The 15,157-nt window shown below is 41.6% G+C and carries 10 protein-coding genes and 1 pseudogene; 5 read left to right on the top strand and 6 right to left on the bottom strand.

Annotation, left to right across the window (positions count from 1 at the left end):
• Nucleotides 1–119: 119 nt before the first annotated feature.
• Nucleotides 120–560, top strand: a complete 441-nt coding sequence (locus PGX00_RS07445) for a hypothetical protein (protein WP_272134137.1) — start codon at nucleotides 120–122, stop codon at nucleotides 558–560.
• Between the two features lie 158 nt (nucleotides 561–718).
• Here PGX00_RS07445 and PGX00_RS07440 read toward each other — a convergent pair whose 3' ends face one another.
• The 4 genes from PGX00_RS07440 to PGX00_RS07425 form a co-directional block, all read right to left on the bottom strand.
• Nucleotides 719–2,278, bottom strand: coding sequence for an AbgT family transporter (locus PGX00_RS07440; protein WP_272134136.1), 1,560 nt, complete (start codon nucleotides 2,276–2,278; stop codon nucleotides 719–721).
• A 213-nt stretch (nucleotides 2,279–2,491) separates the two neighbouring features.
• Nucleotides 2,492–3,466 carry a glutathione S-transferase family protein gene (locus PGX00_RS07435; RefSeq protein ID WP_272134134.1) on the bottom strand — a complete coding sequence of 325 codons (975 nt, stop codon included), beginning with the start codon at nucleotides 3,464–3,466 and terminating at the stop codon, nucleotides 2,492–2,494.
• Between the two features lie 49 nt (nucleotides 3,467–3,515).
• Nucleotides 3,516–4,211: a pirin family protein gene (locus PGX00_RS07430; RefSeq protein WP_272134132.1), complete on the bottom strand. Its 696-nt coding sequence runs from the start codon at nucleotides 4,209–4,211 to the stop codon at nucleotides 3,516–3,518.
• Nucleotides 4,212–4,411: 200 nt separating this feature from the next.
• Nucleotides 4,412–5,707, bottom strand: a complete 1,296-nt coding sequence (locus tag PGX00_RS07425) for a MipA/OmpV family protein (RefSeq protein WP_322107871.1) — start codon at nucleotides 5,705–5,707, stop codon at nucleotides 4,412–4,414.
• Between the two features lie 259 nt (nucleotides 5,708–5,966).
• Between PGX00_RS07425 and PGX00_RS07420 the strand changes: the two genes are divergently transcribed.
• Complete coding sequence (locus tag PGX00_RS07420) at nucleotides 5,967–7,106, top strand: S1 family peptidase (protein ID WP_272134129.1); 1,140 nt, start codon at nucleotides 5,967–5,969, stop codon at nucleotides 7,104–7,106.
• Here the strand turns inward: PGX00_RS07420 and PGX00_RS07415 are convergent.
• Both PGX00_RS07415 and PGX00_RS07410 read right to left on the bottom strand, forming a co-directional pair.
• Complete coding sequence (locus PGX00_RS07415; RefSeq protein ID WP_272137975.1) at nucleotides 7,059–8,051, bottom strand: aldo/keto reductase; 993 nt, start codon at nucleotides 8,049–8,051, stop codon at nucleotides 7,059–7,061. The genes PGX00_RS07420 and PGX00_RS07415 overlap by 48 nt on opposite strands.
• Nucleotides 8,052–8,206: 155 nt before the next feature.
• Nucleotides 8,207–9,991: a choline/carnitine O-acyltransferase gene (locus tag PGX00_RS07410; RefSeq protein WP_272134126.1), complete on the bottom strand. Its 1,785-nt coding sequence runs from the start codon at nucleotides 9,989–9,991 to the stop codon at nucleotides 8,207–8,209.
• Nucleotides 9,992–10,407: 416 nt separating this feature from the next.
• Between PGX00_RS07410 and betB the strand changes: the two genes are divergently transcribed.
• From betB to PGX00_RS07395, 3 genes and pseudogenes are all read left to right on the top strand, one after another.
• Nucleotides 10,408–11,874: a betaine-aldehyde dehydrogenase gene (gene betB / locus PGX00_RS07405; RefSeq protein ID WP_272134124.1), complete on the top strand. Its 1,467-nt coding sequence runs from the start codon at nucleotides 10,408–10,410 to the stop codon at nucleotides 11,872–11,874.
• Between the two features lie 9 nt (nucleotides 11,875–11,883).
• Nucleotides 11,884–13,559, top strand: a pseudogene (gene betA / locus PGX00_RS07400) (choline dehydrogenase).
• Nucleotides 13,560–13,839: 280 nt separating this feature from the next.
• Nucleotides 13,840–15,057 carry a hypothetical protein gene (locus PGX00_RS07395; protein ID WP_272134120.1) on the top strand — a complete coding sequence of 406 codons (1,218 nt, stop codon included), beginning with the start codon at nucleotides 13,840–13,842 and terminating at the stop codon, nucleotides 15,055–15,057.
• Nucleotides 15,058–15,157 lie beyond the last annotated feature (100 nt).

The following is a 15,157-nucleotide window of genomic DNA, read 5'->3' as shown; positions in this document are numbered from 1 at the left end:
CTATCTTAGCTATACCATAACAAAAAATGTAGATAAATGAAGTCAACTTATCTGAGATAACGTACTAGTATTAACACTTTAGAGTTCAAAAAACTTAAGTGTTTATTTCAAGGAGAACAATGAAAAACATATTAACGACTGCGGCAATAATTGCCCTTGCTGGTTGCCAGAATATGAACGCTGAAAGTGTTTCAGACGCTCCTACCACCCAAAAAACTGAAGAGTGCTCTATCTACGACACAAGAGATTGGCAAGCGAGTATTGCTTCACTAGAAGGTACTGACGAAAAATACAAGTTAAGCGTAAGTGGCGAAGTTGACCTACCCTCACCGGCTTATCAAGTAATGTGGAAACAAGGTCCAATGGACCGAGCTAATCCTCCAAGCCTACGTTTAAAATTAACAACGGAAAACAACAGTGAAGGCGCTTCAATACAGGTTATTTCACCAACTAAAATCGAGTATACATTAGAGACATTAGTACCTGCTATGAAACAAGTCATTATCTCATGCGGTGACAATGTTATCGCTACGGTACCAGTTGCTTCTACTCGCACCTAGCGAGACACTTAAACCGAATACTGACATTATGTAATATGATCACATAATGTCAGTATTCGGTTTTTCGAACAAAAAAACCAGTAGAACAAGCATCTACTGGTTTTTTATTATCTACTTTCCCGAAATCAGAGATCCCGTATGACCATAGAAACAGCTTCTTACATGGAATAAGTATAAGGAGCCTGAATACCCAGTGGGATACCTAAGGCCCAATAAGCCAGTAAGAAAATTGTCCAACCAATCAACATGGCTATTGAATATGGCATCATCAAAGACGCTAAGGTTCCGATACCTGTCGATTTAACATAGCGCTGGCAATACACAACAACTAACGGGAAGAAAACCATAAGTGGAGAGATAATATTCGACACTGAATCACCTACACGATAAGCCGCTTGGGATAACTCTGGTGCAATACCTACCGCCATCAACATAGGGACAAGCACTGGACCAATTAATGCCCATTTAGCTGAAGCAGAACCGACTAGGAGGTTAACTAACGCGGTAAGTAATATCATACCGACAATCGTAGCCTGTCCAGGCAAGTTCAACGCTTTTAGCCCTTCTGCGCCATATAGTGCCAGCATGGTGCCGATATTTGATTGACCAAATGCAGCTAAAAACTGGGCACAGAAAAATGACATTACAATGTATGCACCCATAGTACCCATGGTGTCTGACATAGCCTTAATTACATCATTGCTACTTTTAAATGTTCCTGCAACTCGCCCGTATACAATCCCTGGTATGACAAATAAAATGAAAATCAGTGGCACAATCGATTTCATTAGTGGTGCAGAAAAAGACGTAATCTCACCGTCAGGTGATCTTAATGCTGAATTTTCTGGAAGAATAGCAAAAACAAGCAAGGCGATTCCTGCAACCATCGCCCATCCAGCCCATTTAAATGCACGAGATTCTGTCACAGAAAATGACGCAAGATCAGGAGCCTCTTCTGCATCTTCATCTACTTTCGTAGACGTCAATCTTGGTTCAATGATTTTTTCCGTAACGTACCAACCAATACCAACAATCAGAACGGAAGATAAACCCGTAAAGAAGATATTCGCTAATGGGTTAACTAGGTAACTTGCATCAAGTACTTGCGCTGAAGTTTGAGTAAAACCTGCCAACAATGGGTCAATACCAGAAGGTATAAAGTTAGCGGAGAAACCGCCTGACACACCCGCAAATGCAGCAGCAATACCAGCTAACGGATGTCGGCCAGCGGCATGGAAGATTATGCCCCCTAACGGGATAACCAATACATAACCCGCGTCTGCTGCAGTGTGTGACACTATGGCCACCAAAATCAACATAGGTGTCAGTAGTTTGGCTGGAGTGAAGTTCAACATCTTCTTCAAGCCAGTAGTAATAAAGCCGGAAGAGTCTGCAACGCCTACACCTAACATCGCCACCAATACAATACCCAGCGGGGCGAAACTGGTAAACGTCGTCACCATATTAGCCAAAAAATGCGCTAATGATTCCCCAGTAAGTAGGTTGGTCACCTGAAGTGCTTCACCTGTTCTCGGGTTAACCAAATCAAAAGAAACGTTAGCAAGGATGGCAGAACAAACCCAAACTGTAATTAATGCCCAAAAAAACAAGATGGCCGGATCTGGTATTTTGTTACCAGTACGCTCAATAAAATTGAGAAATCGATCCATACCTGTCGGCTGCGCTTCCTTTGCGACTTTTACAGCCTGGTTATTCATAGATACTCCAATTCGAAAATTTAGCCAGTAAGGCCTTTGAATCGGATCATTGTATGAAACTAATCGCGATGATCGTGCTAAAACAACGTCAAAAAATCTAAATGCTCACTATTTTCTTTATTATTCAAATAGTAACCTGTAGGCCGACATCCTTGTTAAAAATTGCTATTTTTATAATCATTTATAAAAATAGTGTGCGCTTGATTCCGCTATCTATTGAGCTCGCGAATGCGGAAGCATGTAATTCAATTCAGGCCCTTGCGGTACTACTTGAGTCGGATTGATCATTGTGTGGCTATAATAATAATGACGTTTGATATGATAAAAATCGACGGTATGCGCAACACCTTTGTATTGGTATAAGTCTCTTACGTAATGAGATAGATTCGGATACTGTTCTATTTGCTGTCTATTGCACTTGAAATGACCAAAATAGACACAGTCAAAACGTATTAGGGTAGTAAACAAACGCCAATCTGCCTCAGTAATTTCATTCCCTACCAAGTAACGCTGCTGGCCCAAAAGGTTTTCTATTTCATCTAGTGCGCCAAAAAGCGCTTCATAAGCCTCTTGGTATGCCTCCTGAGTTGTTGCAAAGCCCGCTTTATAAACACCATTATTGATCGAATGATAAACTCGCTCATTTATTTCATCGATTTGATTCTGTTTCTCTAAGGGATAGAAATCGATATAATTACCTGTCAACGTATTAAAAGCAGAATTTAACATTCGAACAATCTCAGATGATTCATTACTAACGATGCGATTCAACTTTTTATCCCATAGGATAGGAACGGTAACTCGACCGGTATAGTTTGGATTATTTCGAGTATAAACTTGATATAAATAATCCGAATTAAACAGCTCATCACCTGTGCTGTGATTTTCCAGATCAAAAGTCCAACCTTTACTTAGCATATCAGGACTAACAACCGAAACAGATACATGTGGCTTCAACCCCTTAATTTCTCTTAAAATAAGGGTACGATGGGCCCAAGGACAAGCAAGCGAGACATATAGATGATATCGACCAGACTCTGCCTTAAAACCGCCTTCGCCTGTAGGACCGGGAGAACCGCTTTCAGTAATCCAGTTACGTAGTTGCGCTTCTTCTCTTTTAAATTTTCCGCTATTTTGTTTGGTTTCATACCATTGGTCATGCCAAACACCATCAACAAGTAATCCCATACCTTACTCCTCACCTACACTTTGTATATTCATCAATACACTAAACCAATTATGGCAGATCAAACACGAGTGCTATCACGTTAGTAGTGCTGTTATTTGAAAACATTACCTTGTCGGTCAACTCTATCTTGGCACCATCTCCTGGACTAAGAGCATAGCTATCAACTGACAATTCTCCTGCAATATGATGTACATACATTTTTCTGCCCATCCCAATTTCAACGTTCATTTCAGAGCCTGGTTCAAGTACCAGTTGATACAGGGAAGCATCTTGTTTTATAGAAAACGAGCCTTCTTGCCCTGTTGGTGAAGCAATAGCTGTTAGCCCAGCATTCGTGCCGAAAGATTTTTGTTGATACTCAGGTTCGTTGCCAAAGGTATTGGGTTCAATCCAAATTTGTAGTAACTGTAACTCCTCTGTTTGAGAGGCATTAAATTCACTGTGGTATATACCGCTACCAGCCGACATTAATTGGAACTCTCCAGCGGTGAGAACCTTAACATTGCCTTCACTATCCTTGTGTTGAATAGAACCACTGAGCACAAATGTAATAATTTCCATATCTCGGTGACCATGAGTATCAAAACCTGAGTTAGGTTTTATTCGGTCATCATTAATAACTCTGAGCGCTGAAAACCCCATATGTTGGGGGTCGTAATAGTTCGCAAAAGAGAAGGAATGCTTAGTGTCGAGCCAACCATGATTAGCGTTACCTCTGTCTTGTGACTGTCTGAGTGTGATCATCGAATACCTCGTCAAGATGTAGCAAGGCTGCCTTTTCGCATCGCTAGCTATAAAACCTATAGAAGCAGTATAGTTTTGTTATACAAGATTGAATAACGCAATATATTGACGTTCCACTTCAATATATTTGAATTCACACAGACAGGTTTACCGCTACCTTACAATCGGGTGGTCACGACAAACCAATAAAAGGTTTAAGATTAGAAATCGACTTGTAAATAAACCGTATTGTAGTTGCTGCCACCCTTGATTCGACCAAACTGAGAAGAAGATTCAAATATTGCTGAGCGATGATGCAGCGAATACCCTAACCACAGATTATTCCAATCTCTTTTGCTGAAAAGATCTCCAAGGTTCACATCAAACGAAACATCCAAATAATTAAGAAGCTGGCTTGGTTCATAGCCTTTATATGTCATGCTTTTTCCTTCCACATAAGTAATTCTATCGATGTATGAAAGTCCTTCCGCAACACCAATACGCCATTTTGTTGGCCAATCTAACGTGTAATATGCTTTGATTGCCACTACATATTCTGTACTCGCACCTTGAGCATCCGTTGTCCAGTGATGCACTAGGCCGGGTGTTAGGTAGATATCAAAATCGAGCCCAAACAATTCATCGGTTAACGGATAACCGTAAAAAATAGAACTCAACGTCCCTTCATTTTCATCTTTTTCACTCTCGAAGCCGAAGAGAATGTCTCCCATGTTAGACGGCGTCGCCCATCCATACGCAAGTCTGAGATAAGGAGAGATGGAAAGTGACTCACGCTTTGGTGTGTTTTTATCATTAAAAAAGGCAATACCCGCATATACTTCGCCTTGCCATCGTTCATCGATAACAGCCGCATCGTATGCGCTACTATCTAGATACGTTGCACCTACGCTACCCAATAAATAGAGATTAGAAACAACATGGTACTTCCCCCTTACTGTTGCTGTTACGTCTAAACCACCATTAATCGACTCTCCGGTTACTGACTCAAAAGCATAGTATTGAGAATTGAATTCCTGGCTTTTTAATCTAAACGTAATTTGAGGCTCTAATTGCCAATCACCAAATGTATAATCACCTGAAAACACTAGGTTCGAATGAAGGTAATAATCACTATCACTCATTAATTCCACTTCAATATCCCAGTGGTCATTCGTTGGCACCTGTACTTGAAAGCCAAAGTCCGCACTGTCTCCTCCGGCTTCATTTTGTAAAAATCGAGGTATGTCGACAAATCGAGATCGCAATAAGGCAAAAACATTGTAATCTAATTCAGGGTGCGTATAGAGTTTTGCTCCACCTTCTAATCCATCTAGATAAAAGGTTTCCCCTTGGAAAAAAAGCATAGGGACAAAAGAGTTAACATAGTCATCACCATGTTCGTTAATGAAGGGAACCGTCGCTGAACGGATCACACCTGCTATCCCCCACTCTTGCTCTGAATTAGCAGCAAATACCGAGGTTGAAAAGAGTAAACAAACCAACAAAACTAGAGGCATTACAAACCCTGTAATAAGATCAATATTATTTCTAGCTAGATTGTATAAGAACATGACGCAGACCGCATCGTTAAGAAGGTATAAGAGCTGAAAAAAACCGATAGTTAGCCTCCTTAGAGAGATGCCCATCTTTAAAACTAAAGCGTGGATACGTTGTGTCGATACAAAAAATAGACATTTTCTCGTCCTCCAAATTTGCATCACATTTACTATTCATAATTTTGATTGATATGTTCAATTCAAGGCCACCTTTATAAGCATGAGTAAATTAGTCTTCAAAACCATTCTGGTATGTACCTTGGTTTTTCTTAATACACCACCTTCTGTTTCTGCGGATATTTCCACTTATATTTATAATGGCGACACAGCAACAACGGGCACTGATGGAGATTGGCCTTCTATCGCCAGCCTTTACTACGACGCCATCGATTACACTGGCCTATATGGGCTTTATTGTGGCGCATCAATTCTTGATAGTGAGCATGTACTTACCGCAGCGCACTGTTTGTATGACGGAGAGGGATCATTAAACGAAGAATACTTGGTCTATACATCGGTTGTCCCCCAAATGGAAAATGAAGATCAATTTACCGATGGGACGGTTGAAATAATTAGAGCATCTGAGTTCTACGTACACAGTGGCTATGACGATTCGTCCTACACCGACGCTACATCATGGCCAAATGATATTGCGATTATCAAACTGGCTGAAGCCATGAATATCAGTGACGATGACTATGTCTCGCGCGCAACGGCAACGAATTCAGATAACTATCGTTATAGTGACACAACCGAAACATTTTACGCCGTTGGCCATGGTTTAACCGAAACCGGAGACGGTGAAGAGCTGCTTCAAACCACACTGACTTATAGTTCTGCCGCTGATTGTAGTTTTAGCAATGTCAGTAGTTCGCAACTTTGTATGTCAGGAGAAACTGACACAACCACAGGCGTAAACAATTCCACCTGTTCCGGTGATTCTGGTGGGCCTTTATATTGGTACGATGACAACAACTCTAAATACGTCCAAGCTGGTATTACAAGTTATGGGTGGACGAATTGCTACAACGCATCAACTAACGATACTTCCGTTTTTACCGAAGTATCAGATTATGATGATTGGATAACAGAGGTTCTCGCCGGTGAAATAACCCCCGACTACACAGTGACAGAAGATCAACGAGATACCTATAGCTCCGATAGCAGTGACGAGTCTGATTCGGAGGAAACAGACTCTGACGTGTCGACATCTTCATCAAGTGGTGGAAGCATCCCTATCAGCGCACTTTTCTTATTGGTGTTTATAGCACTTAGGCAAAAAATCACAGTTAATCGCCCATTTAAATATCACTTAATAAGGTGCTGGATAGGTTTTCAACACCTCATTTATGCTTGCTAATGCATCTGCATTTAACGGCCTAGAAAATGCGATGATGTTCTCTTTTAGCTGATCAAGTGTGGTCGCACCAATAATGGTTGAGGTTACACCATCCACTTGGTCACACCAAGCAAGAGCGAGCTGACTGGCTGTAAAACCGTGGTTATCAGCAATGTCCATATACGCTCTAATCGCGCTATTAGCCATAGGTGTATCGCGAAAAATGCCATTACGTTGCATAAATGTCCAACGGCTGCCTTCTGGGCGCTTTCCATCTAAATATTTTCCACTTAGCATACCTCCCGATAATGGAGACCAAGGCAAATACGCTACCTCTTCATGAACGCAATTTTCAATCAAGTAAGGCCAATCTTTTGTGTGAAGAAGATTAAACTCATTTTGTATTGAGACCATACGAGGTAGATCGTATTTTTCACTAAGTTTCAAGTAAGTGTTGATACCCCACGGTGTATCGTCTGAAAGGCCGCAATGACGAATTTTCCCCGCCTTGATGCACTTCGCTAATCCGTGCAGTATATCGAGCATATTTGTTTCTTGCTCTCTGGCATTAAACTCACTGAAACTAATTTTATTTGGGTGGTGTTTACCAAAATGAGGAGAAGTACGGTTAGGCCAATGCAACTGATATAGGTCGATATAGTCCGTTTGCAAGCGCTTTAAAGACGCATCAACAGCCGCTACAACAGCGTCTCCCGTAATAGGAGCACCTTCACGTACCCAAGGCAAACCAGCACCAGCTATCTTGGTTGCAATAATAAGATCTTTTCGACGATGTGGGTTTTCTGCAAGCCAATTACCTATAATCGTCTCTGTTTTACCATAGGTATCTGGAGACGGGGGAACCGCGTACATTTCAGCTGTGTCGATAAAATTGATGCCTTGGCTTATTGCATATTCTATTTGCTGGTTGGCTTCTTGCTGATTGTTTTGCAGCCCCCAAGTCATGCTGCCTAGACATACCCGTGACACCATAACGTCACTGTTACCTAGTTTAGTCAATTCCATTTCGGTGGTTCCTTTGCGTTTGATTAGGCGAATCTTACAGACAATATTTCATATAAATGCTTTCTTGTCTGTAAAACGACTAAAAACTTTTTAAGCTAGGAATTTGCAAGCATCAACTCCGCCATCTCAACCAACGATTGCTCAATGTAGATTTTCATCTTATCTAGATTGCTGTGCATTTCAGTTCGGCTTGTCATATTAAAGCAGATAGCGTCGTTTCTGGTGAAATAGCGGATCCCATAACCATCATCGACAATGGGGCCATAACCTGCCAGTTCCACACCATATTCAGACGTCGTGCTTGTGCAAACAACACTATGGGTTAATGCTTCATACCCTTTACTAGTAAATAGCTCTGGAAGAGCATTAAGACCAATGGACGTGCCTGCTAATTTATATCGATATTTAAGTGCTAATAAATGCGTGTATACACCCTGCCCAGTCCGGCATTCGTTGGCTCTTTCAATATGCTTTTTAACCGCGTTTCGTAGAAACTCTTGCTTATCCGAAACGGAGTAATCTGGAGAGTTGATACTCTCGATAAACGCCATCGAGTCTGGGGTCACGGTATAAAGAACATCGATGCGTCCATCAAGAAATGTTCGAGTCATCACAGCTTCGTAGGCACTATAACATTTACCGTATAACTTATATTCGGCAAGTTGCAGGGCCAACTGCACAAATGCATCTGGGCTGACACCAAATTCCTTAATCTGATTTTTGCCAAACTGCGTGAAACTCAATACTCGGGTCTGCGTATTGGCCGTGTGCTGAATAAATAATTCAGCCGCATCCCTGATGGTTTTCTCTACCCTACTATTGAGTTCGAAAATAAGCTCTTTAGTATCGGCAACGGTTCGGCTTATTGCCTTTGTTGACCTGCTACTTTCGTTAAAAATCACTTTATCGATTGAATTATAGATATGAGCAATCAGTCGAAGCATAACCGAACCATCTACCCCAGTATGTTCAAAGTTTATGCCTGTTTTTCCATTAGCAAAGACAACAAACTGTAATGATTTATCAAAAAAACGATCATTGCCTGAACCATGTAACAACTGTGTTGATATTTCAGTTATGTCTTCTGGCTTACTTTCGTCCAGACACAAAGCAAAAACGGCCTGTTCAATACAGGTCATGGCCTCTTTGTTACTAGCCGATATATCAAGTAGCTTAGCCCTGCAGTGTGCCCATTCATCTCTTTGTATTGAGGTTAGTAACCCCAAATTTTGCCCTGATTCAGAAACAGCAAGAATACATTCAAGGTCAAACTCTATCTCTGAAGCCGTTCGGATAGCACCTTTAGCATCTAAAACATCGATTTTGTAAATATGATTGCGGTGTAGAACGACAATATGCTGCCTAGAGGACGAGACTTTAAATTCATCTGTTCCTGTTCGCGGTATTCTGATGGATGAAAAGATATTGTTATATTGGTTCATGCACAACGGTTGTTTTTTTTGCATGTCGATTTCGAGCACTTCTTCGTCAACAAGTGACATAAAACCATACACACTGACAACCAGTGCTGCAGCGATATTCGTTTGAGTACATACCTTTTCATCCAGCTTACTTTTTAGGTAATAAAACACATTGCTATTAATTGGCAATGGCGCTCGCGATTCCAAATAAAGGTCTTTCCATGCAGGCGCTGACCAATTAGATATAGCGCCGCATTTACTCCACTCAACTAATTCGTTTTGTAATGTTTCGCCACCTCCACCCGAAACCAAAAAATGATCGACAACATGCTTGGTCTTAAGAAGCTCTCTCTCGGTTATTAACGGCTCAACCCACTCTAAAAGCTTGCTGCACGTATCATTTAAATCAGGAACCGACATTGTCGGCAATTTATTTTGGCCACTAAATGTGCTCACCACGTTCTTTTCACTCCTACAACAAGACAAGTTTTGTACTTTTTCACCAAGCATATCTATCCATTCGATGAATATGGTAACTATCTGAAATATCAGGCACTAAAACGCCATACTGATAAAATAGTTACAACTCAAACGAATTAAATGCCATGACGTAAAATTTTTTGCCTTAAGAAAAGAGCCAAATATAACAAAAATAATCATAATAAATAATGACTTATGTCAAATCGAGCAAATATACAATATAGTTAATAGTCCCTAGGCACTTGATCATTAGAACTCTAATCATTAGGATTCTAACTAACTTAGTGTTCAGTTGATGTCTTTCCCTCTCAAAAATGACGTCTTTTCCTATAGAACCAATGAATAAATGCCACTACGGTTTTTGCCATTGTGGCTTCGAATCTCGGAGAAAATTAATGCCACCGTTAGTCGTTTATCAAAACTATGTGCATGGTCAATATGTATCAAATAGTACGGGCGAAACATTCGAAGTGATTAACCCTGCTACAGGCCAAGTAAGCTACTTAGTAGAAACGGCAGACGCTGATATTCAGCAATCCGCCATGGCGAGTGCAAAATCGGGATTCGCAATCTGGTCAAAATTAACACCAATCGAAAGAAGCCGTATTTTATTAAAAGCGGTTGAGCTGCTGCGAGAACAAAATGACGAACTCGCTGAAGTCGAAGTGCTTGATACTGGTAAGCCATGGCAAGAAGCATCCGTCGTCGATGTTGTTACCGGAGCCGACTCAATCGAGTTTTTTGCTGGCTTAGCACCAAGCATTGAAGGTAATCAGCAACCGATTGGTGACGATTTTTATTATACGCGACGTGAACCACTGGGTATTTGTGCAGGTATCGGTGCATGGAATTACCCACTACAAATTGCTTGTTGGAAGGCCGCCCCGGCGTTAGCTTGTGGAAACGTAATGATTTTCAAACCTTCAGAAGAGACACCGCGAGGTGCAATGCGTTTAGCTGAAGTATTCACGCAAGCGGGCGTACCCGATGGCGTGTTTAATGTCCTTCAAGGTGACGGTCGAGTAGGCGCTTGGTTGACCGAGCACGAAGATATAGCGAAAGTTTCTTTTACTGGTGAAGTAGGAACAGGTAAAAAAGTGATGGCGGCAGCGGCAGGCTCGCTCAAAGATGTCACTATGGAATTAGGTGGGAAATCACCACTCATCATCTTTAATGATGCGGATATTGAAAATGCAATTTCAGCAGCAATGCTAGGCAACTTTTATACACAAGGTGAAATCTGTACCAATGGTACCCGTGTATTCGTTCAGAAAGATATTTACCCTCGTTTTATTGAACGACTCGTCGAACGCACTGAACAAAATATTATCTGTGGCAACCCGATGAACCCAGAGACCAATTTCGGTGCTCTCATTTCAAAAAGCCACCAACAAAAAGTACTCGATTACATCGAAATCGGCAAATCAGAAGGCGCAACACTTCTAACTGGTGGAACCGCACTACAACCAGAGAATTGTCCCAACGGATATTTTATTGCTCCAACTATTTTCACCGATTGCAACGACGAAATGACTATCGCAAAAGAAGAAATCTTTGGTCCAGTAATGACGGTACTGACATTTGAAAGCGAAGAGGAAGTGGTACGCCGTGCCAATAATACACAACTAGGACTAGCAGCCGGTGTATTTACTCAAGATATAAGCCGTGCTCATCGCATTATTCATCAAATGCAAGCTGGTATTTGCTGGATAAACGCTTATGGAGCTTCACCTGCAGAAATGCCGGTCGGTGGCTACAAAATGTCTGGCATCGGACGCGAAAATGGCAGTGAGACGTTAAAAGCCTATACCCAAATTAAAGCGGTATATGTAGGCATGCAACCACTAGACAGCCCATTTTAAGGAATCACAATGTCCAATAAAACCTATGATTACATCATTGTCGGTGCTGGTAGCGCTGGATGTGTGCTTGCCAACCGCCTGTCCGCCGATTCTACCAACACAGTATTGCTGTTAGAGACGGGGGCAGTGACAGAAGCATTTTTATCCAAATGCCAACCGCACTTTCGATCCCAATGAATACCAAAAAATACGCTTGGCAGTTTGAAACTGAGCCAGAGCCATTTTTGGATAATCGTCGCATGCACTGCCCACGTGGGAAGGTACTGGGTGGTTCGTCTTCTATTAATGGTATGGTGTATGTTCGTGGCCATGCTCGAGACTTCGATGAATGGCAACAACATGGCGCTGAAAATTGGGATTACTCCCACTGCCTACCTTATTTTAAAAAAGCAGAAACATGGTCTTTTGGTGGCAATGATTATCGAGGAGACACTGGTCCCCTCGCCGTTAACAACGGTAACAATATGCGCAACCCGTTATACCAAGCTTTTGTGGATGCAGGTACAGACGCTGGATATTTAGCGACCGCCGATTACAATGCCGAGCAGCAAGAAGGCTTTGGTCCCATGCACATGACAGTAAAAGACGGTGTGCGTTGGTCTACTGCAAACGCGTATTTAAAACCTGCACTCAAGCGCAGCAACTTGACTGTTGTCACCCATGCTTTAGTTCACAAAGTCCTTTTAGAAGACAAAACAGTGGTTGGTGTTCGCTATGAACGCAAAGGCCAAGTCATCGATGTACGTTGTGGTAAAGAGGTTATACTTTCGGCAGGTTCCGTCGGCTCGCCTCATATTTTGCAGTTATCAGGGATTGGCGCTTCAACGACATTAAAAGAAGCAGGAATAGAACCCGTTCATGAGCTGCCGGGGGTTGGTGAAAATCTTCAGGACCATTTGGAATTTTACTTTCAGTTCAAATGTTTAAAGCCAATATCGTTAAACGGAAAGCTAGACCCACTCAATAAATTGTGGATTGGCACCCGCTGGATACTGAATAAATCCGGTCTAGGCGCAACCAATCATTTTGAGTCTTGCGGGTTTATTCGCTCTAAAGAAAACCTAGAATGGCCTGATCTTCAATACCACTTCTTACCTGCAGCAATGCGCTACGATGGTAAAGAGGCCTTTTCTGGTCACGGTTTTCAGGTTCATATCGGCCATAACAAACCCAAAAGTCGTGGGTTCGTTAAAGTGTCGTCTAACGACCCTCATACTGCACCAAAAATTCAATTCAACTACCTATCTCACCAAGAAGACATCGAAGGGTTTAGGGCATGTGTTCGTCTTACTAGAGAGATCATAAATCAACCGGGATTGGACGAATATCGCGGTGACGAAATTCAGCCAGGATTAGCCATACAAACCGACGAAGAAATAGACCAGTTTGTTCGAAGCTCGGTTGAAAGCGCCTATCACCCCTCTTGTTCATGCAAGATGGGTGAAGACAACATGTCTGTCGTGAATTCGGAAACAAAAGTCCATGGTATTGAAGGATTGAGAGTGGTCGATTCTTCAATATTCCCTACGATTCCTAACGGCAACCTGAATTCGCCGACCATTATGGTCGCGGAACGGGCCTCCGATATAATTTTAGCTAAAGAACTTTTAAAGCCAAGCACAGCGAAAGTGGTAACAGCCTCGGACTGGCAGACAAGCCAACGATGGCAAAGCCCTAAACGCTAAAACGGTTCGAAATCGAGAGGAGTAAATAAACATAAAACAACTGAATTACCTGTGATTTAAGAAATATCAGTTCATGGAAAGTCTGATTATGACGACCAACTTAAGCGATGTTCGCAAATGGTCGATTTAGCTACGTTGAATTTATCAGGTTTTAACTATCGTCAAAACGATACTTAAGTCCTGATGGCACAAGCCGTTTTTAGAAATTTTGACGTAGCAACAAAACATATATTAAGGAATCAATTATGTTTGCAAGCTACAACCCCATGGAGGCCAAATAATGACAACTTGGCTTTCGATTGGCATATTATTTACCTTTGCCGCTATTATTTTTGTCCTTTACCGTTGGGGTAATATGAAGTGTATTGGTGTGACACCTGTACGCACGTTCACCTTTATCGCCATCCTCTTTACTTCTGGTCTAGATGTGGGACTGATCATGTTCCCACTAACTGAGTTTGCCGGTTATGCCGATTTGGCTACCAGCCCTGAATATTCTTTTACCAACCCACTTGCCATTGAATTTGGATTTTGGGCTTTCTTCATATGGGCATTCTATTTCTTAACCTGCTTTTATTTTTGCGTTATTGAGCCAAGAGTTAAGTTTTTTGAGATTCCGTTAATTAAATTTATTAACAACCTCGTTATTATTGGTACCTGTGCCTTCACCGCTTACTTATTGTTGGTCAACTTACCTTGGTACCTACCAGAGATCGGTGACGGTGAAACAGTAGTGGGTAGTTTCTATCTGGTTGTTTTTGCGGTTATAGCTATTGCTGTTTACTCAAGCACCAGCATCCGATACGTTAGAATTTTAAGTCTCGGGAGTAGCTGGTTATTTATGGCTTTGATCGCTCTTATGTGGTCTAGCGCCTTCTTGTCGGATAGCTCCAATGTTGGTGAGTTTTTTACCACTTTTGCCTTGTTAGGTGACTATTTCGCGAATCTCCATAGCTTTGTGTTACCACTTAACGATTACCACGAGTTTTACCTATATTGGTGGTTCGCATGGAGCATCATGATCGGCCAATTTACCTCCCGATTCGTTAGCGGCCTACGAACATACCAGGTATTGGTGTCTATGATGGTATTCCCATCGATTCCAATCGCTATCTGGTTTACGGTTCTTTATTATTACAGTTCTAACGGGATACCAGTCACTGGCTTCTACAACCTTGCGATGGTTTTTGTTGGTATGACGTTTGTAATCAATTCGCTTGATTCCTTAGTCCGTCTGTACACCGACAACTTAAACCTGACGGTACAACGATTTGGTAAGCTAAAATATGTGCTGGGTAATATTGTTTTACTCGGTGGGTTAACCATGCTGTTCAAGCTGGATTTCTTACAAATTCAATGGGTAGGCGCATTAGCGATTGGACTGATTTTAGGCTGCTTTGGCTATATTCTATTGGCCCATTATCGTAAGGTGAGTGACATTAAGCGTTCACCAAAAGCAAACATTGTCGACTTCAATAAGATTGAATTGATGAACTAACGATAAGCAATAGGTGCCTGAGAAACGGCGCCTATTGCTATAATTTTAAACTGATTAACAACTGGATTTTTAAACTGATTAACAACTAGCTATCAAATCC

This window comes from Vibrio algarum (assembly GCF_028204155.1).
Taxonomy (GTDB): Bacteria; Pseudomonadota; Gammaproteobacteria; order Enterobacterales; family Vibrionaceae; genus Vibrio; species Vibrio algarum.
The sequence above is the reverse complement of the archived record's forward strand: the minus strand, read 5'-3'. Positions and strand labels throughout refer to the sequence as shown.